Origin of the sequence: Nonomuraea fuscirosea (assembly GCF_035917475.1) — a bacterium.
Taxonomy (GTDB): domain Bacteria; phylum Actinomycetota; class Actinomycetes; order Streptosporangiales; family Streptosporangiaceae; genus Nonomuraea; species Nonomuraea fuscirosea.
In genome coordinates, this window is the sequence record NZ_CP109074.1 from 9,135,366 (window position 1) to 9,158,981 (window position 23,616).

General features: G+C 69.5%; 23 protein-coding genes. 11 read left to right on the forward strand and 12 right to left on the reverse strand.

The features are described from left to right. Positions 1–294 precede the first annotated feature (294 nt). Positions 295–1,368 (forward strand): ROK family protein, encoded by a 1,074-nt coding sequence (locus OIE67_RS41515; protein ID WP_326630821.1) that lies wholly within the window; start codon positions 295–297, stop codon positions 1,366–1,368. Between the two features lie 357 nt (positions 1,369–1,725). On the opposite strand, the gene OIE67_RS41520 is transcribed toward OIE67_RS41515, so the two are convergent. The 3 genes from OIE67_RS41520 to purN form a co-directional block, all read right to left on the reverse strand. Beyond that, a complete protein-coding gene (locus OIE67_RS41520; RefSeq protein WP_326630822.1) occupies positions 1,726–1,914 on the reverse strand; it encodes a hypothetical protein in 189 nt (62 codons plus the stop codon). Positions 1,915–2,247: 333 nt separating this feature from the next. Beyond that, entirely contained in the window at positions 2,248–3,798 is a 1,551-nt protein-coding gene (purH, locus tag OIE67_RS41525) for a bifunctional phosphoribosylaminoimidazolecarboxamide formyltransferase/IMP cyclohydrolase (RefSeq protein ID WP_326630824.1), read from the reverse strand. Further along, positions 3,795–4,424 (reverse strand): phosphoribosylglycinamide formyltransferase, encoded by a 630-nt coding sequence (purN, locus tag OIE67_RS41530; RefSeq protein ID WP_326630826.1) that lies wholly within the window; start codon positions 4,422–4,424, stop codon positions 3,795–3,797. Before purN ends, purH begins: the two co-directional genes overlap by 4 nt. Positions 4,425–4,567: 143 nt before the next feature. Here purN and OIE67_RS41535 point away from each other — a divergent pair, with 143 nt between their 5' ends. Further along, a complete protein-coding gene (locus OIE67_RS41535) occupies positions 4,568–4,918 on the forward strand; it encodes a hypothetical protein (RefSeq protein ID WP_245955666.1) in 351 nt (116 codons plus the stop codon). A gap of 181 nt (positions 4,919–5,099) precedes the next feature. On the opposite strand, the gene OIE67_RS41540 is transcribed toward OIE67_RS41535, so the two are convergent. Further along, on the reverse strand, positions 5,100–6,425 hold the full coding sequence (locus OIE67_RS41540) for an epoxide hydrolase family protein (protein ID WP_326630828.1): 1,326 nt from the start codon (positions 6,423–6,425) through the stop codon (positions 5,100–5,102). Positions 6,426–6,486: 61 nt separating this feature from the next. On the opposite strand from OIE67_RS41540, the gene OIE67_RS41545 reads away from it, so the two are divergent. Then, a complete protein-coding gene (locus OIE67_RS41545; protein ID WP_326630830.1) occupies positions 6,487–7,446 on the forward strand; it encodes a helix-turn-helix transcriptional regulator in 960 nt (319 codons plus the stop codon). A 178-nt stretch (positions 7,447–7,624) separates the two neighbouring features. Here the strand turns inward: OIE67_RS41545 and OIE67_RS41550 are convergent, their stop codons facing one another. From OIE67_RS41550 to OIE67_RS41560, 3 genes are all read right to left on the reverse strand, one after another. Further along, a complete protein-coding gene (locus tag OIE67_RS41550; RefSeq protein WP_326630832.1) occupies positions 7,625–7,948 on the reverse strand; it encodes a hypothetical protein in 324 nt (107 codons plus the stop codon). A gap of 185 nt (positions 7,949–8,133) precedes the next feature. Further along, a complete protein-coding gene (locus OIE67_RS41555; RefSeq protein ID WP_326630834.1) occupies positions 8,134–9,087 on the reverse strand; it encodes a peptidoglycan DD-metalloendopeptidase family protein in 954 nt (317 codons plus the stop codon). A gap of 24 nt (positions 9,088–9,111) precedes the next feature. Beyond that, positions 9,112–9,597, reverse strand: a complete 486-nt coding sequence (locus OIE67_RS41560; RefSeq protein ID WP_326630835.1) for a hypothetical protein — start codon at positions 9,595–9,597, stop codon at positions 9,112–9,114. 208 nt (positions 9,598–9,805) lie between these two features. On the opposite strand from OIE67_RS41560, the gene OIE67_RS41565 reads away from it, so the two are divergent. Further along, the gene (locus tag OIE67_RS41565) at positions 9,806–10,852 is read left to right on the forward strand and encodes a helix-turn-helix domain-containing protein (RefSeq protein WP_326630837.1); all 1,047 of its coding nucleotides are present in this window, start codon (positions 9,806–9,808) and stop codon (positions 10,850–10,852) included. A 736-nt stretch (positions 10,853–11,588) separates the two neighbouring features. Here the strand turns inward: OIE67_RS41565 and OIE67_RS41570 are convergent. From OIE67_RS41570 to sucC, 3 genes are all read right to left on the reverse strand, one after another. Continuing rightward, positions 11,589–13,223 (reverse strand): cell division protein PerM, encoded by a 1,635-nt coding sequence (locus OIE67_RS41570; protein ID WP_326630839.1) that lies wholly within the window; start codon positions 13,221–13,223, stop codon positions 11,589–11,591. Positions 13,224–13,514: 291 nt separating this feature from the next. Next, positions 13,515–14,390 (reverse strand): succinate--CoA ligase subunit alpha, encoded by an 876-nt coding sequence (gene sucD / locus OIE67_RS41575; RefSeq protein ID WP_106236274.1) that lies wholly within the window; start codon positions 14,388–14,390, stop codon positions 13,515–13,517. Between the two features lie 3 nt (positions 14,391–14,393). Beyond that, on the reverse strand, positions 14,394–15,575 hold the full coding sequence (gene sucC, locus OIE67_RS41580; protein WP_106236273.1) for an ADP-forming succinate--CoA ligase subunit beta: 1,182 nt from the start codon (positions 15,573–15,575) through the stop codon (positions 14,394–14,396). Between the two features lie 351 nt (positions 15,576–15,926). Between sucC and OIE67_RS41585 the strand changes: the two genes are divergently transcribed. Continuing rightward, positions 15,927–16,724 carry a hypothetical protein gene (locus OIE67_RS41585; RefSeq protein WP_326630842.1) on the forward strand — a complete coding sequence of 266 codons (798 nt, stop codon included), beginning with the start codon at positions 15,927–15,929 and terminating at the stop codon, positions 16,722–16,724. 67 nt (positions 16,725–16,791) lie between these two features. Here the strand turns inward: OIE67_RS41585 and galE are convergent, their stop codons facing one another. Further along, complete coding sequence (galE, locus tag OIE67_RS41590) at positions 16,792–17,769, reverse strand: UDP-glucose 4-epimerase GalE (protein WP_326630844.1); 978 nt, start codon at positions 17,767–17,769, stop codon at positions 16,792–16,794. A 155-nt stretch (positions 17,770–17,924) separates the two neighbouring features. Between galE and OIE67_RS41595 the strand changes: the two genes are divergently transcribed. The 6 genes from OIE67_RS41595 to OIE67_RS41620 all read left to right on the forward strand — a co-directional run bounded on the left by OIE67_RS41595 (position 17,925) and on the right by OIE67_RS41620 (position 22,779). Beyond that, complete coding sequence (locus OIE67_RS41595) at positions 17,925–19,388, forward strand: glutamate--cysteine ligase (protein WP_326630846.1); 1,464 nt, start codon at positions 17,925–17,927, stop codon at positions 19,386–19,388. 213 nt (positions 19,389–19,601) lie between these two features. Continuing rightward, positions 19,602–20,279: a neutral zinc metallopeptidase gene (locus OIE67_RS41600; protein WP_326630848.1), complete on the forward strand. Its 678-nt coding sequence runs from the start codon at positions 19,602–19,604 to the stop codon at positions 20,277–20,279. Between the two features lie 301 nt (positions 20,280–20,580). Continuing rightward, positions 20,581–20,838: a WhiB family transcriptional regulator gene (locus OIE67_RS41605; RefSeq protein WP_326630849.1), complete on the forward strand. Its 258-nt coding sequence runs from the start codon at positions 20,581–20,583 to the stop codon at positions 20,836–20,838. A gap of 329 nt (positions 20,839–21,167) precedes the next feature. Beyond that, positions 21,168–21,875, forward strand: a complete 708-nt coding sequence (locus OIE67_RS41610; RefSeq protein ID WP_326630852.1) for a CPBP family intramembrane glutamic endopeptidase — start codon at positions 21,168–21,170, stop codon at positions 21,873–21,875. 269 nt (positions 21,876–22,144) lie between these two features. Beyond that, the gene (locus OIE67_RS41615; RefSeq protein WP_326630854.1) at positions 22,145–22,369 is read left to right on the forward strand and encodes a type II toxin-antitoxin system VapB family antitoxin; all 225 of its coding nucleotides are present in this window, start codon (positions 22,145–22,147) and stop codon (positions 22,367–22,369) included. Next, positions 22,351–22,779 (forward strand): PIN domain-containing protein, encoded by a 429-nt coding sequence (locus OIE67_RS41620; RefSeq protein WP_326630856.1) that lies wholly within the window; start codon positions 22,351–22,353, stop codon positions 22,777–22,779. Before OIE67_RS41615 ends, OIE67_RS41620 begins: the two co-directional genes overlap by 19 nt. Before the next feature lie 29 nt (positions 22,780–22,808). Here the strand turns inward: OIE67_RS41620 and OIE67_RS41625 are convergent, their stop codons facing one another. Next, complete coding sequence (locus tag OIE67_RS41625; RefSeq protein ID WP_326630858.1) at positions 22,809–23,528, reverse strand: PIG-L deacetylase family protein; 720 nt, start codon at positions 23,526–23,528, stop codon at positions 22,809–22,811. Positions 23,529–23,616: the final 88 nt, after the last annotated feature.

Consider the following 23,616-nt stretch of genomic DNA (forward strand, 5'->3'; position numbering starts at 1 on the left):
CACCTTCTCGCGCCCCACGCGCTGGACGAACTTCCCGCAAGCCCCGCAGGGAACGACCTCCCCGCGCCCCACGCGACGGACGGACACCCTGGAAGCCTCGCGATTGACGGACTCCTCGCACACCTCCGGAGGGTTGGACTTCCGACGAACCCCGCAAGGGTCGACTCCGGCCAGTCCGGCCATTTCGGCTCATTGGATCAATGACCTGGGGGCCGGGAGATCAAGACCCGTGCCCTGCCTGGAACGCCCTGGCGATCCCCACCGGTCCGACGACCACCACCACCGCGGAAACTGATGACCTGCGTACTCGCCATCGACATCGGAGGAACCAAGCTCGCCGCCGCACTGGTGGACGAGGCCGGCTCCATCCTGCGTTCCGCCACCCGGCCGACGCCGCGTTCTGACGTCATGTCCGCCCTGACCGCCCTCGTCAAAGAGGTGATGGACGACGGTCCCCCGCCTCAGGCGGTCGGCATCGGCTGCGCGGGCCCGGTCGACCTCGCCGCCGGCACCGTCAGCCCGGTCAACATGCCGAGCTGGCGCGGATTCCCGCTGCGCCGGGAGGTACGCGAGCTGACCGGCCTGCCCACCGTACTGGCGGGCGACGCGCAGTGCTTCGCGCTCGGCGAGCACTGGCTGGGCGCCGGCCGCGACTGCGCCTCGCTGCTCGGCGTCGTCGTGTCGACCGGCATCGGCGGCGGCCTGGTGATCGACGGCGTTCCGCTGCTGGGCCCCACCGGAAACGCCGGACATGTCGGCCACATGAGCATCGACCCGTACGGCGAACGCTGCGAATGCGGCGGCCGCGGCTGCGTCGAACGCTACTCCAGCGGCCCCAACATGACCCGCTGGGCCTTGGAAAACGGCTGGACCCCCGGCACCGCCTCCAGCACCACCGGCACCGCCTCCAGCACCACCGGCACCGCCTCCAGCACCACCAGCACCGGCTCCAGCCCCACCGGCACAGGCACCGCCACGGGCACGGGCATCGGCACCGGCTCTGGCACCGACTCCGGCGGCACCTCCTTGGCTCCCCACGGCACCCCCGAGAAGGCGGACGCACGGGCGCTCGCGCAGGACGCCGCAGCAGGCGACCCCATCGCGGTGGCCGCCTTCGAACGCGGTGCCCGGGCCCTGGCCGGCATGATCGCCTCCACCGCGGCAGCCGTCGAGATCAACGCGGTGGTCATCGGCGGCGGCGTCTCGGCCGCGGGCAAGGTGCTGTTCGAACCGCTGGAGCAGGCTCTCGACGACGTCTCCGGCCTGCCCTTCGTCAAGGCGGTCCAGGTCAGACAGAGCACTCTTGGCGTACGCGCCAGCCTGGCCGGCGCAGCCCACCTGGCCTGGCACCCACCACCCACCAGCTGACCCCGCGCTTCCCAGGAGACGCCCACCCACCCGCCAAACCGCCCGCAGAAACCAACCCCACCTGCCGACACCCACCGAACCCCGCGACCATCCGCCGTGCCCTGCCAACGTGCACAGGAATCCGCGAGCGCACGCCGGAACCTACTGGCTTCCGCCGGAACCCGCCAGCGTGCGCAGTACCTGCGGGCGTGCACCAAGACGTGCCAGCGTGCGCGGAGACCTACGGGCATGCGCAGAGACCTACGGGCCGACGCGGGAACTTGCCGGCGCGCGTCGAGACCTGACCTGCGGGCGTGCACCAAGACCTGCCAGCGTGCGCGGAGACCTACGGGCGTGCGCCCGGATGCAACAAACGGGTCAGGCGTCGCGGTCGGCGGCGGCGGCCTGGGCCTCGCGGCGCTCGATGATGCGGCGGGTGTAAGGGATGAGCTCCACGGCGCGACTGCCGAGGTAGGCACCGATGAAGGCGAGTGCCACGAGCACGAAGGGGCTGGTGGACAGGCCGTTCAGGGTGACGAATGCCTGCAGGATCGCGTCGAGCGCCATAGGGGTACTCCGAGTGACGGCAACGGGGAGAGGTTCAGCGTAACCGGATCCGATGAGTGCTCGCGGCAAAATCGGATAAGGGCGACATGATCGGCACATGTCGCCCTTATCGTAATGATCAGCCCCTACAGGGACGTTCAGCCTTCTATGGCGGTGATCAGCCCCCTGCGAGGCCGGTCAATCCCTTGCGGGGACGACCAGGCTTCTGCCGGGTGATCGGTTGGCTGAACGATCAGTCCCCACATAGGCGGTCGATCCTCCATCGAGGCGGTCAGGCCCCCACGAGACGACGACCAGTCCCCTCTGGGAACGGTCGGTGTCGGTCGAGGGTGATCAGTGGAAGAAGTGGCGGGCTCCGGTGAAGTAGAGGGTGATGCCGCCCTTCTGGGCCGCCTCGATGACCTGTTCGTCCCGGATCGAGCCACCAGGCTCCACGACGGCGCGTACGCCCGCCTCGGTCAGCACCTCCAGCCCGTCCGGGAACGGGAAGAACGCGTCCGAGGCCGCCACCGACCCCGCCACCCGCTCCCCCGCCCGAGTGACCGCCAGGCGGCACGAGTCGACCCGGTTGACCTGGCCCATGCCGACGCCGACGGTCGCCCCGCCGCTGGCCAGCAGGATGGCGTTGGACTTCACCGAGCGGGCGGCCCGCCAGGCGAACTCCAGGTCCGCGAGCAGGTCGGGCGAGGCGGGCTCGCCCGACTTGAGCTCCCACTGGGCCGCCACGTCGCCGGGCGCGTCGACCCGGTCGACCGTCTGCACGAGCAGGCCGCCGCTGATCTTGCGGAACTCGGTCGGCTCCGCCGGCCCGTCCGGGCACAGCAGCAGGCGCAGGCTCTTCTTGCCGCGCAGCACCTCAAGGGCCTGCGGGTCGTACGCCGGGGCCACCACGACCTCGGTGAAAACGTCGAAGATCTGCCTGGCCAGCTCCTCGGTGACCGTGCGGTTGACGGCGATGACGCCGCCGTACGCCGACACCGGGTCGCACGCGTGCGCCTTGCGGTGGGCCTCGGCCACGTCGGCGCCGATCGCGATGCCGCACGGGTTCTGGTGCTTGATGATGGCCACGCACGGCTCGGCGAAGTCCCACGCCGCGCGCCAGGCGGCGTCGGCGTCGAGGTAGTTGTTGTAGGACATCTCCTTGCCGTGCAGCTGCTCGGCGCCCGCCAGCCCGCCCTCGCCCGCGGTGCCGCCGGTGTAGAGGGCCGCGCGCTGGTGCGGGTTCTCGCCGTAGCGAAGGGTGGCCTTGCGCTGGTACGCCGACCCGGTGAAGGCGGGGAACTCGTCCTCGCTCGCGTACGTCCCCGCGAACCAGTTCGCCACGGCCACGTCGTAGGAGGCCGTGTGCGCGTACGCGATGCCCGCCAGCCGCCTGCGCTCGGTCAGCGTGAAGCCGTCCTCGCCCAGCGCGTCGAGCACGTCGCCGTAGAAGGCGGGGTCGACCACGACGGCGCAGGTGCTGTGGTTCTTCGCCGCGCCCCTGATCATGGCGGGACCGCCGATGTCGATCTGCTCGACGCACTCCTCGGCGGAGGCGCCGGAGGCGACGGTCTCCTGGAAGGGGTAGAGGTTCACCACGACCAGCTGGAACGGGTCGATCTCCAGCTCATCCAGCTGGGCCACGTGGTGCGGCTTGGTGACGTCGGCCAGCAGCCCGGCGTGCACGCGCGGGTGCAGCGTCTTGACCCGCCCGTCCAGGCATTCCGGGAAGCCGGTGAGCTGCTCCACCTTCGTCACCGGGATCCCGTACGACGAGATGGCGGCGGCCGTGCCGCCGGTCGAGACGATCTCCACCCCGGCGCCGTCGAGGGCTCTGGCCAGCTCCTCAAGCCCGGACTTGTCGTAAACAGCGATCAGCGCGCGCCGGATGGCGATGCGAGTCACGTGGATTCCCCTCCTGTGTGGTTGCCGATTCGGACGCTACGTCCGCTGACCGTCCAGCCCTCGCGAGCCATCCGGCCGACGATCTCGACGAGCAGCCGGCGCTCGACCGTCTTGATGCGCTCGTGCAGGACCTTCTCATCGTCGTCGGGGAGCACGGGCACCGCCTCCTGCGCCACGATCGGCCCCGTGTCGACGCCCGCGTCGGCCAGCATCACCGTGCATCCGGTCACCTTGACCCCGTGGGCGAGCGCGTCGCGGACGCCATGGGCGCCGGGGAACGACGGCAGCAGCGCCGGGTGGGTGTTCAGCACGGGGAAGGCGTCGAGCGAAGGCGAGCCCAGGATCTTCATGAATCCCGCCGATACGACGAGGTCCGGCTCGTACGCCGCGATCCGGGCCGCGATGGCGGAATCCCATTCCGCCCGCGTCGCATAATCGCCCACTTTTTCGACAAATGTCGGGACGCCTGACCTCGATGCTCTGGCCAGCCCTTCGATGCCCTCCCTGTCGGCGCCGACCGCTACCACGCGAGCGCCGTACGACGGGTCGGCAGAAGCGTCCAGCAGGGCCTGTAGGTTGGTTCCAGAGCCGGAGACGAGGACGACGAGCCGCCCAGCCTTAGACACACATACTCCAAAGAGGAAACAGGGTGGGGGTCACAGGGTATCTGTTCCTCGCCCGGCGACGCAGAGGAGGTCAGGTGTCGACACCGGTGAAGGCACCGGCAGGCCAGCAGCCCGCTGACGCAGCGGGCCGCCGAGCGATTTGGTTGTCCATCGCAGCGCTGGCCATGACGTTCATGTTGCCGCTCGCGGGTCTGGTCATGGCGCTGTTCGCGCTGATGGCCGGGGTCCGTGCGCTGCCGCTGCTGAGGGCCGAGAGCAAGCCGACGGGCGTGGCGGTGGGCGGCATCACGGTCTCCTCCATCGCGCTGGCGCTGTCGGCCATGGCCACGGGCATGCAGCTCTACCTCATGGACGAATACTCCGCCTATCAGGAGTGCCTGAAGGGCGCGGGCACGGTGTCGTCGCAGGGCGAGTGCTTCGCCCAGTTCAGGGACGCGGCCCAGCGCAAGCTTCCACCCGACGTACTGGAGATGCTCGGCGCCATGCAGCCGTAGCCGACCGTCCCCTAACAGTCGCCGCCCGTTCCAGCGGCGACCGTCGGCTGCGGCGACTGACGACTCCGGCGACCGGCGACTCTGGCGAGCGGCTCACGCCTGCGCCCGGCGGCCGGCGGCTCCGGCGACCGGCGGCTTACGACTGCTCGGCCCAGTGAGCGTCGCCAGCCGACCGCCAGGGTCACCGTGCGACGCGGAAGAACTCGCGCAGATCCCCGACCAGCAGGTCCGGCGTCTCCAGCGCCGGGAAGTGGCCACCCCGATCGAACTCCGACCAGTGGCCGACGGTGTTCGCCGGGTCGGCGAGAGCGCGGATCGTCATGTCCGCCGCGAACACCGCAACCCCCTGCGGCGGCATCGGCACGTCCGGCCACCCGCCCTGCTCGACACCGGACCCACCGTCCCCGGACTGGCCATCCCCGGAACCGCCATACCCCGACCCACCGTCCCCGGACTGGCCGCCCTCGGACTCGGCGCCTTCGGACCCGCCATCCCCGGACCAGCCATCCCCGGACTGGGCGTCGTTGTTGGAGGAGGCGGTCATTTCGCGGTAGGCCTGCATGCCTTCGTAGAGGAAGTCGGCCGAGGAGGCGCCGGAGCCGGTGAGCCAGTACAGGCTCACCTCGGTGAGCAGTCGGTCGCGGTCCACGGCGTCCTCCGGGAGTTCGGCGGCCGGATCCGTCCATTCCTTGAACTTCTCCGCGATCCACGCCAGCTGCCCGATCGGCGAGTCGTTCAGCCCGTAGGCCAGCGTTCGCGGGCGGGTGGACTGCAGGTGCAGGTAGCCGAGGCCGTCCTCGCGGGAGGCGTTGAAGCGCTCGGCGCGGGCCCGGTCCGCGCCGGACAGACCGTCCAGCTCGATGGGCGGGCCGAACGGGTACGGGGACGGGCCGTTGACGTGGGTGGCGAGCACCCGGCCTGGCGCGGCCATGGGCAGCAGCATGGTCACGCCGCCCCCGACGTCACCGCCCTGCGCGGCGAACCTTTCGTACCCGAGCCGGGTCATCAGCTCCCCGAACGCGGCGGCAACCCGGAACAGGTTGCCCCAGCCCGGCTCCCGCACCGGGTTCGAGAAGCCGAAGCCGGGCAGCGACGGGATCACGACGTGGAACGCGTCCGCCGGGTCACCGCCGTGCGCGCGGGGGTCGGTCAGCGGCCCGATCACGTCCAGGAAGTCGACGAACGAGCCCGGCCAGCCGTGGGAGAGGATCAGCGGCAGCGCGTCCGGCTCGGGTGAGCGGACATGCAGGAAGTGGATGTCCTGACCGTCGATCGTGGTCACGAACTGCGGGTACGCGTTCAGCGTCTTCTCCTGCGCGCGCCAGTCGAAGCCGTTCGCCCAGTAGTCCGCCAGGCCCTTGAGGTAGTCCACGGGGACGCCGCGCTCCCAGCCGGTGCCGCCGAACTGCCGGGGCCAGCGGGCGTGGGTGAGGCGGTCGCGCAGGTGGTCCAGGTCGGTCTGCGGGATGCCGACGCGGAACGGGCGAATGTCCGTGTTGTTGGTCATACCGGAAATCTAGGATCGATACCGGAACCGTCCGTTCCTGTATCAAGGCAGACTTTCACATATGTCGGACACAGCACAACGATTGCTGCGGCTGCTCTCCCTGTTGCAGACGCCGCGGGACTGGAGCGGGCCTGAGCTGGCCGAACGGCTCGACGTCACCGTACGTACCGTGCGCAATGACGTCGAACGGCTGCGCGGGCTCGGCTATCCGGTGCACGGGATCAGGGGCGTCACCGGCGGTTACCGGCTCGGGCCCGGCGCGCAACTGCCGCCGCTGCTGCTCGATGACGACGAGGCGGTCGCCGTCGCGGTCGGGCTGCGGGTGGGCGCCACACAGGGCGCGGTCAACGGCATCGAGGAGGCGGCGCTGCGCGCTCTGACCAAGCTGGAGCAGCTGCTGCCGTCACGGCTCCGCCACCGGGTCAACGGCCTCCGGGCCTCGCTCCTTCCGCTGCCGAACGCGAGCTCCCGTGTGGACGCCGAGACGCTCACCGCGATCGCGGCGGCCGTGCGCGACCACGAGCGGCTCCGGTTCGACTACACCGCCCATGACGGGTCGACCGTCCGCCGCGAGGTCGAGCCGCACCGGCTCGCGCACGGCCGGGGCCGGTGGTACCTGGTCGGGTGGGACGTCGCGAGGACCGACTGGCGTACGTTCCGGGTGGATCGGATGCGACTGCGGACGCCGAACGGCCCCCGGTTCACCCCGCGCGAGGATCCCGGCGGTGACCTCGTCGGCCATGTCAGCACCGGCCTGGCCACCGCGACCTGGCAGTGCCGGGCGCGGGTGACGGTCCGCGCGCCGGCCCAGCACGTACGCGACCGGCTGCCGTCCGGCGTCCGGGTGGAGCCCCTGGGCGACGACGCCTGCGTGGCCGAGCTCGGCTCGGACACACCGCGACTGCTGGCCTGCTACCTCGGCATGCTCGGCGCCCCGTTCGAGGTCACCGAGCCGCCCGAGCTCGTCGCCGAGATCCGCGCGCTGGCCGACCGCTACCGTCAGGCGGTCCCGGAGGACTGACAGCTTTCGCCACCGCAGGACTTGGCGGAACCGCCCTTAGACGCCTCGCCGCGTCACTCGCGGTCCCAGGCGCGTAGGGGCCGACGTAACGGAACCCGTCCTTGGACGCCTCGCCATGTCACTCGCGGTCCCAGGCGCGCAGGGGCCGACGTAACGGAACCCGTCCTTAGCTTGTTCTTCATCCTCCGGATTGTTGTAGTGCTGCGAGGGTGCGGCCGCGTTTGACGGTCTTGCCGACGTCGTAGCGGGGTGCGGGCCGACGGTTGGGGATGCCTGGCGGGCGTCCAGGGCCGGGCCTGGCTGGTTTGGGTGCGAGTTTGAGCCGGGTCCATCTGAGGGTCTGTTTCCAGAAGCGGTAGGTGCGTTCCACGTCGAATCTGCGTAGGAATGCCTGCCGGCAGCGGTCCACGTCCGCTCCGGTGGCGCCGGTTTTGAAGGACCAGAGCCGGACCGGCGGGACGTCCCGGTCGCCGGGCAGGTATTCGACCTTCAGCCGGATCAAGCCGGCCCCCAGGCATCGAGCGGACGAAGTTTGAGGGCGGTGGCGGTGACGAGGTGCCCGGGATGAGTCTTGGATCAGGCCGATGTAGCGGCTGTATGGCGCCGAAAAAGCGACCTGGTGATGAAAGGGGAATGGATTCTCCCGTTGCTCACCACCAGGTCGCGCTTATCGGATGAAGCCGTTGCTCAGTAGCAGATCTTCTGGCCCTTGGCGATGTGGTCGTAATGGCCCGCGATACACCCCAGGTGGCGAACATGGCGCGGACGGGCGCTCTGCCCGCCGTATACTCCGCCGTCCGAGGTTATTTTGGCGTTGCGCATCAAGGAGAAGTGCAGGTGCGGTGCGAATCCGCCGGTGCCGCCGACGGTTCCCACAATGGTGTTCTCGGTAACTTTCTGTCCGGTTCTGACGGCGATTCTTTCGAGGTGGCATACCACGCTCCACCAGCCGCCGCCGTGGTCGACCACCACGTACTGACCGCAGGTCTGCCAGCCCTTGGGAGCCCAGCCCGCGTATTTGACGGTGCCGGCGCCGCCTGGTGCCAGTACCGGGTCGCCCAGCTTCATGCCTAGGTCCAACGCGTAGTGCTGGTTCATCGTGGTCGCTGATCCGCAACCTTTGTGGAAGCCCTCGTCGTAGTAACTTCCGTTCTGCCAGGCGTAGCCGGCGCCGCTGTTGGCCGCTCGCGTCAGAGGGGTCTGCAGGAACTTGGAGGCAGGCCAATCGACGCAACCGGACGCCGGCGAGGGCAGCGCCGACTTGGTGCCGCAGCGCTTGATCCCGGGAGAGTAGCCGTCCGCGCCGACGGTGGGCGTGGTCATGTACCAGTCGTAGACCCAGGTGCCGTCCGACAGCCGGTCCCAGGTGGTGAAGGGCCTTCCGCGGTGCGCCTTGCCGTCGACCTGGCCGCCATCGTTGATCTGGCAGACCACGTTGAGCGCGGTTCCGTTGGCGACGTATCGGATGACGTGGCCGGCGCGCGGCTCGCTCTGCACCGCCAGCCCGCGCGAGTCCGCGCCGGTCACGCGGTAGGTCGCGCGGTGGGTCGCCGCCTGCGCCGGGTTCACGCCCACACCGGCGGCCGCCAGGACGGCCAGGGCTACGACGCCGCGCGTCCGTGCGAGGGTGATGATCGACATGGCTGATCCCTTCGCTTCCATGGCCTAGAGCTTGATCGCCGGGTGGAACAGGCTTGTCGGCATGCTGTTGTACCAGGCCAGGACGTTGTATCCCGGCTGGGTCATCGTCTTGGGCGGGGTCATCATGCTGGGCGGCGGGCCGCCGGTGGGCACGCCGTAAACCCTGAGCGTGTTGTAGGTGTGGTGCGCGCAGTTGTTGGAGACGAAGTCGTACCCGCGTTCCTTGAACGCGTGCTGCTGTGCCGCGCCGACGCTGCTGTTCTTCGTCTTGGCGCACCGGTACGAGGTGTAGGTCAGCTCGCGGAACCGGTGCTTGACCACGTCGAAGTTCGCCACCCTGATCACCCAGACGTTCCGCTCCTTGGGCCGGGAGTTGAACGTGTACTCCGGGCCGCCGTTGTCGGTGTTGTCGGCCGATCCCATGACCCACCGGTCGTCACCGGGAACCTTGAAGGCCCATCCGGTGTGACCCCACTGAATCTTCAGCCACTGGAACGGGTAGTAGAACATGCACGCCATTCCCGGGCCTTTAGCGTTCACCCGGTGTCGGCGTGACGGCGAGAAAACCCGATGTCAAACCGGCGGCGAGTAATACCGAGGTGATGCGCCGCAATTCTTCACGTCCTTTCCTGATGGGCGGGCCACTTTTGTGGTCGCCGTTCTCGCAACCACGATTCTGCGCATGGTCCCGTCCCGGTGAAAGTGCGGAACATGCGGCGTGAACAACGATGAACAATCGACCAATCGCGGCGGACGTCGCGACCTGGGCGAACCACGGCCGGACGACTTGTGGGCGCGGAACCGCCGGAGGACAATCGTCCAAGCGCACACCCCGAGCGAGAGCGGGACCATGGGACGCAAACAGCAGCCGTTGACCGGCGCCACCGAAATCGAGCGTTTCGCCATGCGTCTGCGTGGTTTACGCGCGCAGCGGGGCATGACCATTAGGCAATTGGCCGGTCGCGCCGGCTACGCCCACAGCACCTTGTCAAAGGCCGAAGCGGGGCGGGAGCTGCCGTCCTGGGAGGTTGTGGAGTCCTTCGTGCAGGCCTGTGACGACGATCCGGCCGCGTGGCGCTCGGCGTGGGCCGCGGCGAGCGTCCCGCCGGACGAGCAGCCGGAGCCGGCCCCGGACGATCCGCCCGCCCGCCGGGCCCTCCTGGCGCGGCTCACGCCCCGGGCCAGGTGGGCGCTCGCCCTGCTAACCGCGGTGATGCTGCTCTCCGTCGCCGGGACCGTCGCGTGGTCCGTCTCCACCACACGCGGCGTGCCCCCCTCAGCGAACAGGCCCCAGACGAACAAGCCCCAGTCGGTCGCGGCGTCCACTGCGTCCCAGCCGGTCGCGACTCCGACGAAGTGGCGTGCGCTGAGCGAGACGCATCCCGTGCCCGGGGTGCCGGCCGATGCCATGGATCCGATCCGGTCGGGCTGCGGCTCGCCCGACGTCGTCGACCGGGTCATCACACTGGACGACGTGGCGGTCAGGCTTTCGGACGGGGCGGAATTCGGACGACTACGGCTCCGCCACCAGCCGGCTTGTACCGCGAGCTGGGCACTCGTCCTCGGCCCGCACAGCCCGCAACGGGCCGTCCATATTGTCGCCTACCGCCCGTCCGACGCCGTCTCCGCACCGAGTGTGTACCGCGGCAAGTACTCGTCGAGTTACGGCAACATGCTCATGACCACGCACGGCTGCGTGTACGTCGAAGCATTCGTCGAAACGCCGCAGGGACGCGGACCGACCGCCCGGACCCGGTGCGCCTGACGGCTTCGGGCGCTCTGCCCGCTCGATTCCCGCCGCTGTCAAGTGCGGGAAGAGCACGTCCGCCACGTCACGGTCATGCACCGCGCACGGTCTCGTGCGGCATCACCGAGGCGAGGTGTTGAACTTGAGGTAAGCAGCCGTCTCGAGCGCCTTCTGCGAGGCGGACATGGCCGAGTTCATGCTTGTCCCAGGCTCTTCGCCACGCGCCCGGCACTTCGGCGCGCCGATGGCGTAATCGAAATGAGCTGGTCCGCGCCGCCGGGCATTGGGTGTCTAAGCTTGTTCTTGATCGTCCAACGACGTCTACACCTGCTTCAAGGCGCGGGCTGATGCGTTGTTGTGTGAGCCGGGGCCGGTGCGCTCACCGGTGGATCTGACCTTGTCGCCGGAGTACCGGCGCGGGCACAGCGCCTATACGGCGGGCTCAACCACGGCCGGATCGTCGTGGAACGGCTGCGCCAGGTGCTGGCCTCGCTGCCGTTGCCGCGCTGGCCGGACGGACGGATCGTGCTCGCCGATCCGCACCCCGCTACGACGTGGGCAAGACCGTCAAACGCGGCCGGACCCTCGCAGCCCTACAACGATCCGGAGGATAAAGAACAAGCTTAGACGCCTCGCCATGTCACTCACGATCCCAGGGGTGCAGGGGCCGACGTAGCGGAACGTCCTGAAGCACCTCGTCGTGTCAGGCGCGGTCGCAAAGGGCGTAGGAGGCGACGTGGCGGAATCGGCCGTGTCAGTCGCGGTCCCAGGCGTACGGGTCGACGTAGATGACGTGTCCGCCTCGGTCGTCCGACTCGTCCACGATGTCCTTGCGGGGCGGGCGGGCGGCGGGTTCGGGTTCCGGCGGGCGAGGCCGGGCCTGGGCCAGGGTTTCGGCCTCGGCGGAGGCGTGCTCGTCCTGCCAGTCGTCCCTGATGACCGGGATCTCCTGGGTGTCGGCCTCGGTGGCGTCCATCCAGTGGCCGGGCAGCGGGCGCGGGTCGGACTCGGCCAGCCCGACCTTGCTGGCCGCCTTGGCGATGGCGGCGCCGGCCTTGCGTACGGGAGCGGCCGCCTTGTCGAGCGGGGTCCTGGCCCGTTTGTTGATCAACAGCAGGTTGGTCACGCCCGCCGAGATGCCGGCCGCCACCCCGACCTCGATCGCGACCGACAGCGCCACCTCCCAGGGCGAGGGCCCGACCGTGGCCAGCCGCCCGCCGCCGATGGGCCCGCCGGACAGCGCCGCCAGCAACCCGGCCACCAGCCCGGTCGACACCCCGCTGATGAACCCCCACAGCGGCGCGGCCTCGTACGACGGCGAAGGCGCGATCCTGGCCACCATCACGCCCGCCACGGCCCCGGCCGCGAACGGCAGCGCGATCACCGCCATCATCCACGCCGGCACAGGCCCGCTCTCCGGCAGCGCCCCCAGCAGTGGCAGGCTCGGCACGGTGCCGAGTTGCACGCCCGTCGGCGCGACCAGGGTCTCGGCGCCGATGGCGAAGCCGGGCCCGGCGATGTAGGAGAAGGCCCAGATGACGGCGTTGAGCAGGTAGAGGAGCTGGACCAGCGCCAGCAGCACCCCGCCGACGAACCCGGGCGCGAGCACGTCGGACAGCTGCTTGACCTGCCCGAAGTTCAGTACGACGGCGACCAGCACCAGCGCCAGCCCGGCCACGAGCAGCACCGCCGTGGCGACCGCGCTGCCGACCGTCAGCGCGCGCACCCGTTCGGGCAGCAGCCGCAGCATCACCCGCCACGGCCCGATCATGCGCGCGGTGGCCAGCGCGCCGCACAGGAACGCCAGCACGAAGTGGCTGAGCAGCGCCTCGCCGATGAAGGGCTGGGTGATCTCGTTGCTCGCGACGAGCGCGATCAGTCCGGCGAGCAGCGCGTACGGGGCCGCCAGCGACACCCCGGCCTGCATCACCACGACGAGCTGGGCCCGGCGGCGGGCACCCGCCTGCTCCTTCGGGCTGTTCTTGGGCAGCCGGGCGGGCAGCCGCAACCGCAGGTCGGCGTCGCGGGCCATCCAGCGGCCCGCGCGGTAGAGCAGCATGGCGGGCAGGATCATCAGCCCGAGCGGCAGCAGCCCGACGCGTCCGCCGGGGATCGCGAACCCGGCGTGGTGGGCGGCCAGCCAGAGCTGGGCCGCCGTTCTGAACACTCCGGGCAGGCCCGCGCCCAGCGCGCCGCGTGGCGCGGCGATCCAGCCGACCAGGGTGAGTGTGGTGAGTGCGGCCAGGCCGACGCCGAGGGTGCAGGCGGCGGCCAGCATTCCCGACACCGGCAGCGGCCGCCGTGTCTCGTCGTCGTCGCTCGAGACCCCGGGGAGCTTGCCGAGCACCGACCGGGGGGCGGTACGCAGCTGGTCGAGAATCGCCGTCACAGTAGGCGATTTTCTCAAGCTTTCCCGACCGAAGCTTGGTTGACGCGCCGCCCGTCACCCACTTTGTGCGCCTCCGCACGGGCAGCGGCGCCCTCTCGCGCGTTCCACCGGACGGGCTGAGGCCGTCCCGCGCGTTCCGTCTGACCGGTTTAAGCCGTCCCGCGCGTTCCACCGGACGGTGAAACCCGTCAGGGGCGCTTCGCCGGAGGGTGCGGGAAACGCGAAGGGCCCCGCATCGAGCGAGGCCCTGGCGAAAAACGGTGAGACGTGGTGCGGACGGAGCGGAGCCCGTCAGCGAGCCTGCATGATCTCGCGCATGAGACGAGCCGTCTCGGACGGAGTCTTGCCGACGCGGACCCCGACCTTCTCCAGCGCTTCCTTCTTGGCCTGCGCGGTGCCGGCCGAGCCGGACACGATGGCGCCCGCGTGGCCCATCGTCTTGCCCTCGGGGGCGGTGAAGCCCGCGACGTAGGCGACGACCGGCTTGGTGACGTGCTGCTCGATGTAGGCGGCGGCCCGTTCCTCGGCGTCGCCGCCGATCTCGCCGATCATGACGATGGCGTCGGTGCCCGGGTCCTCCTGGAAGGCCTGGAGGGCGTCGATGTGAGTGGTGCCGATGACGGGGTCGCCACCGATGCCGACGGCGGTCGAGAAGCCGAAGTCACGCAGCTCGTACATGAGCTGGTACGTGAGCGTGCCGGACTTCGAGACCAGGCCGATGCGGCCGGCGGTGGTGATGTCGGCGGGGATGATGCCGGCGTTGGAGGCGCCGGGAGAGGCGATGCCCGGGCAGTTGGGGCCGATGATGCGGGTCTTGTTGCCCTTTTCGACCGCGTACGCCCAGAAAGCCGTCGAGTCGTGCACCGGCACGCCCTCGGTGATCACCACGACGAGCGGGATCTCGGCGTCGATGGCCTCGATGACCGCGTCCTTGGTGAACGCCGGCGGCACGAAGACGACCGACACGTCGGCGCCGGTCTGCGCGATGGCCTCCTTGACCGTGCCGAACACGGGCAGGCCCTCGTGCGTGGTGCCGGCCTTGCGCGCGTTGACGCCGCCGACGACGCGGGCACCGGAGGCGAGCATGCGGCGGGTGTGCTTGGTGCCCTCGCCGCCGGTCATGCCCTGAACGATGATCTTGCTGTTCTCAGTCAACCAGATGGCCATGGGTCACGCACCTACCGCAGCGAGCTCGGCGGCACGCTTGGCCGCCTCGTCCATCGTGTCAACCAGCTCGACGCGCGGGAGCGCGGCGTCGGCCAGGATCTGCCGCCCGAGCTGGGCGTTGTTGCCGTCGAGGCGGACCACCAACGGGTGGGTGACGGCCTCGCCGCGGCTTTCCAGCAGCTTGAACGCCGAGACGATGCCGTTGGCGACGGCGTCGCAGGCGGTGATGCCGCCGAAGACGTTCACGAAGATCGACTTGACGCTCGGGTCGGAGAGGATGATCTCCAGGCCCGCGGCCATGACCTCGGCCGAGGCGCCGCCGCCGATGTCGAGGAAGTTGGCGGGGGACGGCTTGCCGGGGAACGCCTCACCGGCGTAGGCCACCACGTCGAGGGTGGACATGACCAGGCCCGCGCCGTTGCCGATGATGCCGACGTCGCCGTCGAGCTTGACGTAGTTGAGGTCCTTCTCCTTGGCCTTGGCCTCGAGCGGGTCCTCGGCGGCCTTGTCGGCCAGCGCCTCGTGGTCGGTCTGGCGGAACGCGGCGTTCTCGTCCAGCGTGACCTTGCCGTCGAGGGCCTTCACCTGGCCGTCGGCCGACAGGATCATCGGGTTGACCTCGACCAGCGTGGCGTCCTCGTCGACGAAGCAGCACCAGAGCTTCTCGATGAGCTCGGCGGCGCCGTCGAGCGACTTCTCCGGCAGGCCGCCGGCCGCCGCGATCTCGCGGGCCTTCGCGCGGTCGACGCCGGTCAGCGCCGAGACCGGCACCTTGGCGACCTGCTCGGGCGAGGTGTGGGCGACCTCTTCGATGTCCATGCCACCCGCGGCGGAGCAGATGGCGAGGAAGGTACGGTTCGCGCGGTCGAGCAGGAAGGAGAAGTAGTACTCCTCCGCGATCGCGCTGGCCTCCTCCACGAGGACCTTGTGGACCGTGTGGCCCTTGATGTCCATGCCGAGGATGGCCTCGGCCTTGGTGACGGCGTCGGCGGCGTCGTCGGCCACCTTCACGCCGCCGGCCTTGCCGCGGCCGCCGGTCTTGACCTGGGCCTTGACGACGACGCGGCCGGTCAGCTCCGTGGCCGCCGACCGCACCTCCTCCACGGTGTGGGCGACGATGCCACGTGGCACCGGGATGCCGTAGTCAGCGAAGAGCTCCTTCGCTTGATGTTCGAACAGGTCCACGAGGGTCCGTCCTCTTCCATTGCGACTGATGTTCGGCGGCCCGGGCAACGGCACTGACGGTCGCGTCCGCTTCGCCGTTCGCTGGCATCGTGCCTGCCCTTTCACGGCGAGCTCCTACGCTCGGGGATGCGTGCCGGGCGTTTCCGCCAGTGAAGCCTAGCCCGAAGCTTGACCTGACCAGGTCATCGGGTCGTGGTTCTTCCACTATGTGACGGTGATCTCACTTCTTCAGGGGGGACGTGCACCGGAAGTGCACCGATTCGGGGGCATATGGCCAGTTTCTCGATATAGGGTCGTGATCTTCCATTGGCAGGCTGCTGCTTCCCTCTTCTTTGAAGCGAAGGAAAACCCATGAAGCGAATTCTCGCGGGCCTCGCGTTGACGACGGCCGCCGCGCTCGTGACCGCGGCGCCGGCCCACGCCGCTCCCGCGGACCCCGTGAAGGCGCTGAAGAAGCAGTTCGTCGCGGGCAAGGGCGTGCGCATCGTCGAGACGGCGCGGCTGGCCGTGGACGGCAAGAAGTCCTCGACCAGCAAGAGCAGCGGGACCTTCCTCTTCGGCAAGTCCGGAGTCGTGGCCTCCGACCTGAAGAACCAGGCGCCCAAGGCCGCCGCCCAGGTTGCGCCGCCGCGCGTCATCACGATCGGCGGCCACAGTTACGTCCAGGGCGGCGCCTTCAGCCAGGACCTGCCCGAGGGCAAGAAGTGGGTGCGCTACCCGGGCGTGGCCGCGGGGGCCACGTACAGCCAGATGATCGACGTGTTCCAGCCGGGCGTGCTCAAGGTGCTGGTGGCGAAGGCCAAGAGCGTCAAGGGCGGCACGTACAAGGGCGCGCTGACCCAGGACCAGCTCGCCGCGGCCTCGCACGGCCAGAAGCTCGGCGGCAAGCTGGGCAAGATCAAGATTGAGTACGCGCTGTCGGTCAACTCCAAGGGGCTGGTCAGGGAGCTGCGCTCGAACTGGACCATGGACTTCGGCGTCCTCGGCAAGTACCGCTCCAGCACCTCCACCCAGTACATCGGCTGGGGCTCCAAGGTCACCATCAAGGCGCCGGCCGAGGACCTGTGGATCGACGCCAAGGACCTCGGCGAGGACAGCGAGGTGCCGGACCAGCTCGCGGAGAGCTCCATCGGCGCCATCACCGGCTGACTCCGGCCCCAGCCACATAAGAGCACCACTCCCGGCGCCCCGGAGGCCAGTGGGGTGCCGGGGCGGGTCAGGTCAGGCGGGAGTCGCGCAGAGTGGCCCATTCGAGCGAATGCCGGATCCCCTCCTCGATCGAGTGGCGGGCCCGCCAGCCGAGCAGGCGGTGGGCCAGGTCGCTGCGGGTGTAGGCGCCGACGACGTCGCCGGGCCTGGCCGGGGCCTCGACGACCTCGACCGGACGGTCCACGACCCGGTTGAAGGCGTCGACCAGCTCGCGGACGGTGGTGCCCGCGCCGGTGCCCAGGTTGATCACGTCGGCTTCCAGCCCGTCGAAGCGTTCCAGCGCGGCGACGTGGGCGGTGGCCAGGTCCCAGACGTGGATGTAGTCGCGGATGCCGGTGCCGTCGGCGGTCGGCCAGCCGGTGCCGGTGATCCGGAACGGGACGCCGTCCTCGTACGCCTCGATCATCTTGCCCAGGGCGTGGCTCGGGCGGCGCAACTGCAGACCCGTGCGCATCTTGGGGTCGGCGCCGATCGGGTTGAAGTAGCGCAGGGACAGGATCCGGATCGGCGCGCCGGCCGCGATGTCGGCGAACATGCCCTCGCAGACGGCCTTCGTCCGCGCGTACGGGCTCTGCGGGTCGAGCGCGGACTCCTCGGTGACCGTGTGGTCGTCGCCGGCGCGGTAGATCGACGCGGAGGAGCTGAAGATCATGCGGGTGCACCCGTTGCGGATCAGGTGGTCGACGAGCTCCAGGCTCTCGGCGACGTTGGCGCGGTAGTAGCCGATGGGGTCGGCCACGGAGTCGGGGACCACGATGAGCGCCGCGCAATGGATGACAGCCTCGATATCCGGATTTTCGGTAAATATCCGGTCAATCAGTGGCCCGTCGCTGATCTCCCCCTCATAGAACACCCGGCCCTCGGTGAACTCCCGCCGCCCCGTCACGAGACTGTCGAGGATGACCGGCTCGATCCCGGCGTCGAGGCACGCCGATGCGATCGTGCTGCCGATATATCCCGCCCCGCCAGTTATCAAAACGCGCATGCCTGAACCCTAACCATCCCGGACCCGGCTCGCGGACGGCCTGTGGACAACCTCCGCACGTGAAGGGACGGCGCCGGCTCCGTCATGCGGGCTGGACCCGGTCTTTCACATTCGGGCACTGGTCTTGTCGGCTTTGACGTGCGACATTTCGAGTTATGGGCAGAGATGTACCAGTCGTCGTGTTCAGCAGGGACGACCGCCGGAAATATCGCGAAAAGGTCCATCAGTGTCTCGACGTCTTCGCCCAGATGCTGCGGGAATCACGTTTCGAGTTCGACCACCCGCTGGCCGGCCTGGAGATCGAGCTCAACATCGTGGACGCCCTCGGTAAGGCCGCCATGCGCAACGCCCAGGTGCTCACCGCCATCGCGGAGCCCGACTGGGCCACGGAGCTGGGCCAGTTCAACGTCGAGATCAACGTCCAGCCCCAGGACCTGGCCGGTGACGGAGCCCTGCGCCTGGAGAACGACGTCAGGGCCCGGCTCAACCACGCCAACGAGCGCGCCCGTTCCGAGGACGCCCACCTGGTCCTGATCGGCATCCTGCCCACGCTGCGCGAGCAGGACGTCAGCGAGGGCATCCTGTCGGCGAACCCGCGCTACCGCCTGCTGAACGAGCAGATCTTCGCGGCCAGGGGCGAGGACCTGCACATCTCCATCGAGGGCGTCGAACGCCTCGACACGCGCGCCGACAGCCTCGCGCCCGAGGCCGCCTGCACGAGTGTGCAGCTCCATCTGCAGGTCAGCCCCGAGATGTTCGCCGCGCACTGGAACGCCGCCCAGGCCATCGCCGGGCCCCAGGTCGCGGTGGCGGCGAACTCGCCGTTCCTGTTCGGCAAGGAACTGCGCAGGGAGACCAGGATCGCGCTGTTCGAGCAGGCCACGGACACGCGTCCGGCCGAGCTGAAGGCGCAGGGCGTGCGGCCGAGGGTGTGGTTCGGGGAGCGGTGGATCACCAGCGTCTTCGACCTGTTCGAGGAGAACGTCAACTACTACCCGGCGCTGCTGCCTCTGTGCGAGGAGGAGGACCCGCGCGCCGAACTCGGCCTGGGCCGCATCCCCCAACTCCACGAGCTCACCCTGCACAACGGCACCATCTACCGGTGGAACCGGCCGGTGTACGCGGTGGTCGACGGGGTACCGCACCTGCGGGTGGAGAACCGGGTGCTGCCCGCCGGGCCGTCCGTGGCCGACATCTCGGCCAACGCGGCCTTCTACTACGGGTTGATGCGCATGCTGCCGTACGACGAGCGTCCGATCTGGAGCCAGATGTCGTTCCGCGCGGCCGAGGACAATCTGGCCGCGGCGGCCCGGCACGGGCTGGACGCGCGGCTGTACTGGCCCGGGCTGGGCGAGGTGCCGGCCGCCGAGCTGATCCTGCGGCGGCTGCTGCCCCTGGCCCACGAGGGCCTGGTCAGGTGGGGCGTGCACGGCCACGTGGCGGACCGGCTGCTGTCGGTCATCGAGGGACGGTGCCTGACCGGGCGCACGGGGGCCACGTGGCAGGTGGAGCAGGTACGGGCGCGGAGGGGTGATCGACACGAGGCGCTGCGCGGCATGACACTGGAGTACATCGAACGCATGCACACCAACGACCCCGTGCACACTTGGGACATGTGAGAACCACGCACACCGACCATCCCCCGCCCGGCTGGACAGATGAGGCCAGTGCCCACGAACCACCCCTTCACCCATGGGATACGTGAAACGGGATGCACAGCACCAACCCGGCACCTGGGATGCGTGAAGCTGTGCCCACCCCGACCCCGCACGGCTGGGACATGAAGCCGGATGCCGACCGACCACCCCGTACACCTGGAATGCGTGAAACCCGTGACGCGTGACCGGACCTCCCCCGCTCCGACCTCCCGCGCCGCCCTCGCCCGGCTCGCGGCCGTACTGGTGCTGCTGGTCGCCGGCTGCGGCATCGTCGCCCCGCGGTCGATGGACCGCCAGGGGGCCGACTCGTTCGAGGACGACATCCGCACGGCGCGTACGCTCACGGAGCAGTTCTGGACGCAGCACTTCCAGCAGCTCGGCGAGACCTACCGCCCCATCGCCGACTTCATCCCCTATTCGGGGACGTCCGGGCCGTCCTGCGGACAGGAGCAGTCCGTACCGAACAATGCCTTCTACTGCCCGATCGGCCACTTCATCGCCTATGACCAGGACTGGATGGAGTCGCTGTGGAGCGAGATGGGCGACGGCTCGGTCTACGTGATCATCCCGCACGAGTTCGGGCACGCCGTCCAGGCCCAGCTGCAGACGAGCTTCCGGCTCAACGTGCAGATGGAGCTGCAGGCCGACTGCTACGCGGGCGGCACGCTGTCCGCCCTGGTCGGCTCGGGGGCGCTGACGGCTGAGGCGGGCGACGAGGACGAGCTGCTGCTGAGCCTGGAGGCGGCGGGCGACCCGACCGACAACTGGCTCGACCCGGCGGCCCACGGGACGGCCGAGCAACGCCAGTCGTCCTTCGCGACGGGCTACCGGGACGGCGTGGACGCCTGCTGACCGCGGACGACTGTTGGAAGTGCACGCCCACTGAGGGTGGACGCCCGCTGAGGGGTGCACGCCCGCCGAAATGCGCACGCCTCTAGAGGATGAACGCCTGCTTAGGTGGATTACCGCCGCAAGTGCACTGGTGCCGAGGTGGGCGACTGGTCCGCCGAAATGCATGCGGTGACATGCCCGGATATGTACTGACGCCTGCGCAGGGTCTACGTGGCGGGCGCGGGATCAAACCGTAGGACGTACATGAGAGTCAACCCGGAGAATGATGTGGTGGATCATGATCACGCTCTACCTTTGACCCATGCAACTGGAGGAGATCGGCTGGCTGCGCAGGGGGGCGTGCAGATCCAGCGACCCTGACCTCTTCTTCCCCCTCGCCCCCACGCCGTTGCAGGTGACCAGAGCGAAGGCGGTCTGCGCCGGCTGCCAGGTCATCCAGGAGTGCCGTTCCTACGCCTTACGAGCCGGAGAGTCGGACGGCATCTGGGGCGGCCTCACCCCGGAAGAACGCCGCCGCGCCCGCTCCCCCGAAACCTACCGCCGCCCCGCAGCCTCCTGACCCCGCCCAAGCGGCTCTCCGGATGGTCGGGGACGATCGCGCAGCCTGCCCGAGCGGCCCCGACCCCATCGCACAGACCGTCCGGGCGGCCTCAGGACCATCACATGCCCAGCCTGGACGGTCTCGGGATCGTCGCGTGGCCTGGACGGACGGTCCTGGGGCCGTCGCGTGGCCTGGACGGACGGTCCTGGGAGCGTCGCGTGGCCTGGACGGACGGTCCTGGGAGCGTCGCGTGGGATGTCTGGGCGGGTTGAGGGCGGTTGCTTGGTGGCTTGGGGTGGATCGGGTGGTGGCACCGACGGTTTCGGGGGATTGCGTAGCCTGCAAGGGTGCTGCTTCGTTCGATCGTCGTGCTCACCGCCGCCAACGTGATGAACAACAAGATCGCCCCGCGCCTGGGCCCGCTGACCTCCACCGTGGCCACGGCCGCGCTCGTCGCGATGGCCCGCCGTTCCGGCCTGTCCTGGCAGGAGATCGGGTTCGAGCACGGACGCCGGGGCGCCGTGGCCGGCGGTGCGCTGGCGGCGGGCGTGGCCGCCGTCTACACCGTCGGCATCCTCACGCCTCGCACCAGGCCGTTCTTCCGCGACGAGCGCGCCCTGTCGCTGTCGAGTGCCCGTGTTCTGGAGGAGGCGCTGGTCCAGGTGCCGCTGGGCACGGTTCTGCTGGAGGAGGTCGGGTTCCGCGGCGCCCTGTACGGCATGGTGCGGCGCCGCCGGGGCACGGCCGCCGCGACGGCGGTCTCCTCCACGCTGTTCGGGCTCTGGCACATCCTGCCCGCGATCGACATGGCGCGCGCCAACCCCGCGCTCGGCGCCCTGACGGCCGGGGAGGCCCCCGGGCGTCTCGACACCGCGAGGGTGGTCGCGGGCAGCGTCGTGTCCACGGCGGCGGCCGGGGTGCTGTTCTGCGAGTTGCGCCGCCGCCGCGGCCTGCTCACCCCGGCCATGCTGCATCTCGCCACCAACTCGCTCGGCTACCTTTTCGCCAGGATCGCCGCCAAGCGCGAGGGCGACATATCCGAGAAGACGGGTTGACACCTTTTCGCAGTAAATGGTGATCGCGGAAGATGATCGACAAAACGGGTCACGGTGGATCATCTGTCTCGTGCGGGATAAGGGCTTTCACCTAACGGCAGGATTTTCTCCACCGCTCACCCGGTGCCGCTGTGACCTGCGCTTGTCCAGGCTTTACGGTCTCCGAGGCGCCTAGTTCGAACCCGCCCCGGTTCGGGCTGGCCGCATGCCCGAAATGCACGGATGAACACGGAAACTCGGATACGCCGGAGGTACGGAGGTGCTGTTGCATGCGTACGGTCATCGACATCGACCAGGAACTGCTGGAAGCGGCTCAGCAGAAGCTTGGTACGCCGACCATGAGAGAAACGGTCCACGCCGCGCTGCGCGGAGTGGTCGACAAGGACGCGGACAAGGAGTGTGCGATCAGAGCGTTCGAGTTCTGGCGCACGGAGGGGAGCCCGGACCTGCTGGATCCGGAGATCACGAAGCAGGTGTGGCGACGACGGGACTGATGTACCTGCTCGACAAGAGCGCGCTGGCGCGCATCAGGGCCAGCGAGGTGATCGCCAAGGCCCTCCAGCCGCTCTACGCGGCCAGGGCCGTGGCGACCTGCAGCGTCGTGGATCTCGAGGTGTTCTACAGCGCCCGCGACTACGGCCACTACCAGCGCATGGTGCACGCCCAGCGGCAGTGCATCCTGCTACCGGTCGACCAGGAGGTGCAGACCCGGGCCATGGTCGTGCAGCGGCAGCTCGTCGAGATCTCCCAGCACCGCGGCATCGGCCCCGACGAGCTGCTGATCGCCGCCTGCGCCGAGGTGCACGGGGCGACGATCCTGCACTACGGGCACGCCTTCGACATCATCTCGGAGGTGACGGGGCAGCCGTCGCTCTGGGTGGTGCCGCCCGGCTCCGTCCCCTGACCGTCCCCAGGTGACGGGGGTCGCGGGGGTCAGGCCGTGGGGACGACCTGGAAACCCTCCGCGTAGCGGTCGTCGCCGAAGCCGGCCTGCTTCGCCCACGCGGCGAAGCGGCTCTTGACGAAGTCGGCGAAGCCGTCGACGTGGGCGACCTGGCTGACGTGTGACTGCAAGGCCGCGAGCTTGCGGTCCACGGCCTCGGTGATGTCCACGAAGTGGTTGGGGGTGGAGCCCCCGGTCAGCCACACCTCACGGACGGTCCACGCCTCCAGCCCCTCCTCCTTGATCAGCTCAGGGAACGCGTACGGGTTGCGCGCGTCCGGATAGACCGCGTCCAGGGTGGCGCCGCCCACGGCGCGGTGGTCCGGATGGCTGGGGGCGATGAACTGATAGTTGCGGTCGGGATGATGGGTGATGACCAGGTCGGGCCTGACCTGGCGGATGACCCTGGCGATCGAGCGCCGCAGGTCCAGCGAGGGCACCACCTGGCCGTCGGAGCGGCCGAGGAAGCGCACGTCGGTGACCCCGACCGCCTTGGCCGCGGCCAGTTGCTCGGTCCTGCGCAGCTCCGCCATGCCGGAGTTGTCCAGCTCGCGTTCGTTGCCGCCCGCGTCACCGTCCGTGACCAGCAGGTAGGTGACCTCGACGCCCCGGTCCACGAACAGCGCCACGCTGCCCGCCGAGCCGAAATCGGCGTCGTCCGGGTGGGCGGTCACGACGAGCACCCGATTGATCTCGCTCTCCGGCAGCATGATTCCCCTCTCTGGACCTTCCATGGGAGACAACCGGCACCCTGCCGGAGGCATTCCGGGCGCCGAATGTCGGTGGAGCGTCTTAACC

Bases quoted from the DNA above. Each gene is read 5' to 3' on its own strand.
- OIE67_RS41515 (WP_326630821.1), top strand. From the start codon at position 295: ATGACCTGCGTACTCGCCATCGACATCGGAGGAACCAAGCTCGCCGCC.
- OIE67_RS41545 (WP_326630830.1), top strand. From the start codon at position 6,487: ATGTCGGACACAGCACAACGATTGCTGCGGCTGCTCTCCCTGTTGCAG.
- OIE67_RS41585 (WP_326630842.1), top strand. From the start codon at position 15,927: ATGAAGCGAATTCTCGCGGGCCTCGCGTTGACGACGGCCGCCGCGCTC.
- sucD (WP_106236274.1), bottom strand. From the start codon at position 14,390: ATGGCCATCTGGTTGACTGAGAACAGCAAGATCATCGTTCAGGGCATG.
- OIE67_RS41615 (WP_326630854.1), top strand. From the start codon at position 22,145: ATGCGTACGGTCATCGACATCGACCAGGAACTGCTGGAAGCGGCTCAG.
- OIE67_RS41540 (WP_326630828.1), bottom strand. From the start codon at position 6,425: ATGACCAACAACACGGACATTCGCCCGTTCCGCGTCGGCATCCCGCAG.
- OIE67_RS41625 (WP_326630858.1), bottom strand. From the start codon at position 23,528: ATGCTGCCGGAGAGCGAGATCAATCGGGTGCTCGTCGTGACCGCCCAC.
- OIE67_RS41595 (WP_326630846.1), top strand. From the start codon at position 17,925: ATGGGCAGAGATGTACCAGTCGTCGTGTTCAGCAGGGACGACCGCCGG.
- OIE67_RS41560 (WP_326630835.1), bottom strand. From the start codon at position 9,597: ATGTTCTACTACCCGTTCCAGTGGCTGAAGATTCAGTGGGGTCACACC.
- OIE67_RS41555 (WP_326630834.1), bottom strand. From the start codon at position 9,087: ATGTCGATCATCACCCTCGCACGGACGCGCGGCGTCGTAGCCCTGGCC.
- OIE67_RS41520 (WP_326630822.1), bottom strand. From the start codon at position 1,914: ATGGCGCTCGACGCGATCCTGCAGGCATTCGTCACCCTGAACGGCCTG.
- OIE67_RS41605 (WP_326630849.1), top strand. From the start codon at position 20,581: ATGCAACTGGAGGAGATCGGCTGGCTGCGCAGGGGGGCGTGCAGATCC.
- galE (WP_326630844.1), bottom strand. From the start codon at position 17,769: ATGCGCGTTTTGATAACTGGCGGGGCGGGATATATCGGCAGCACGATC.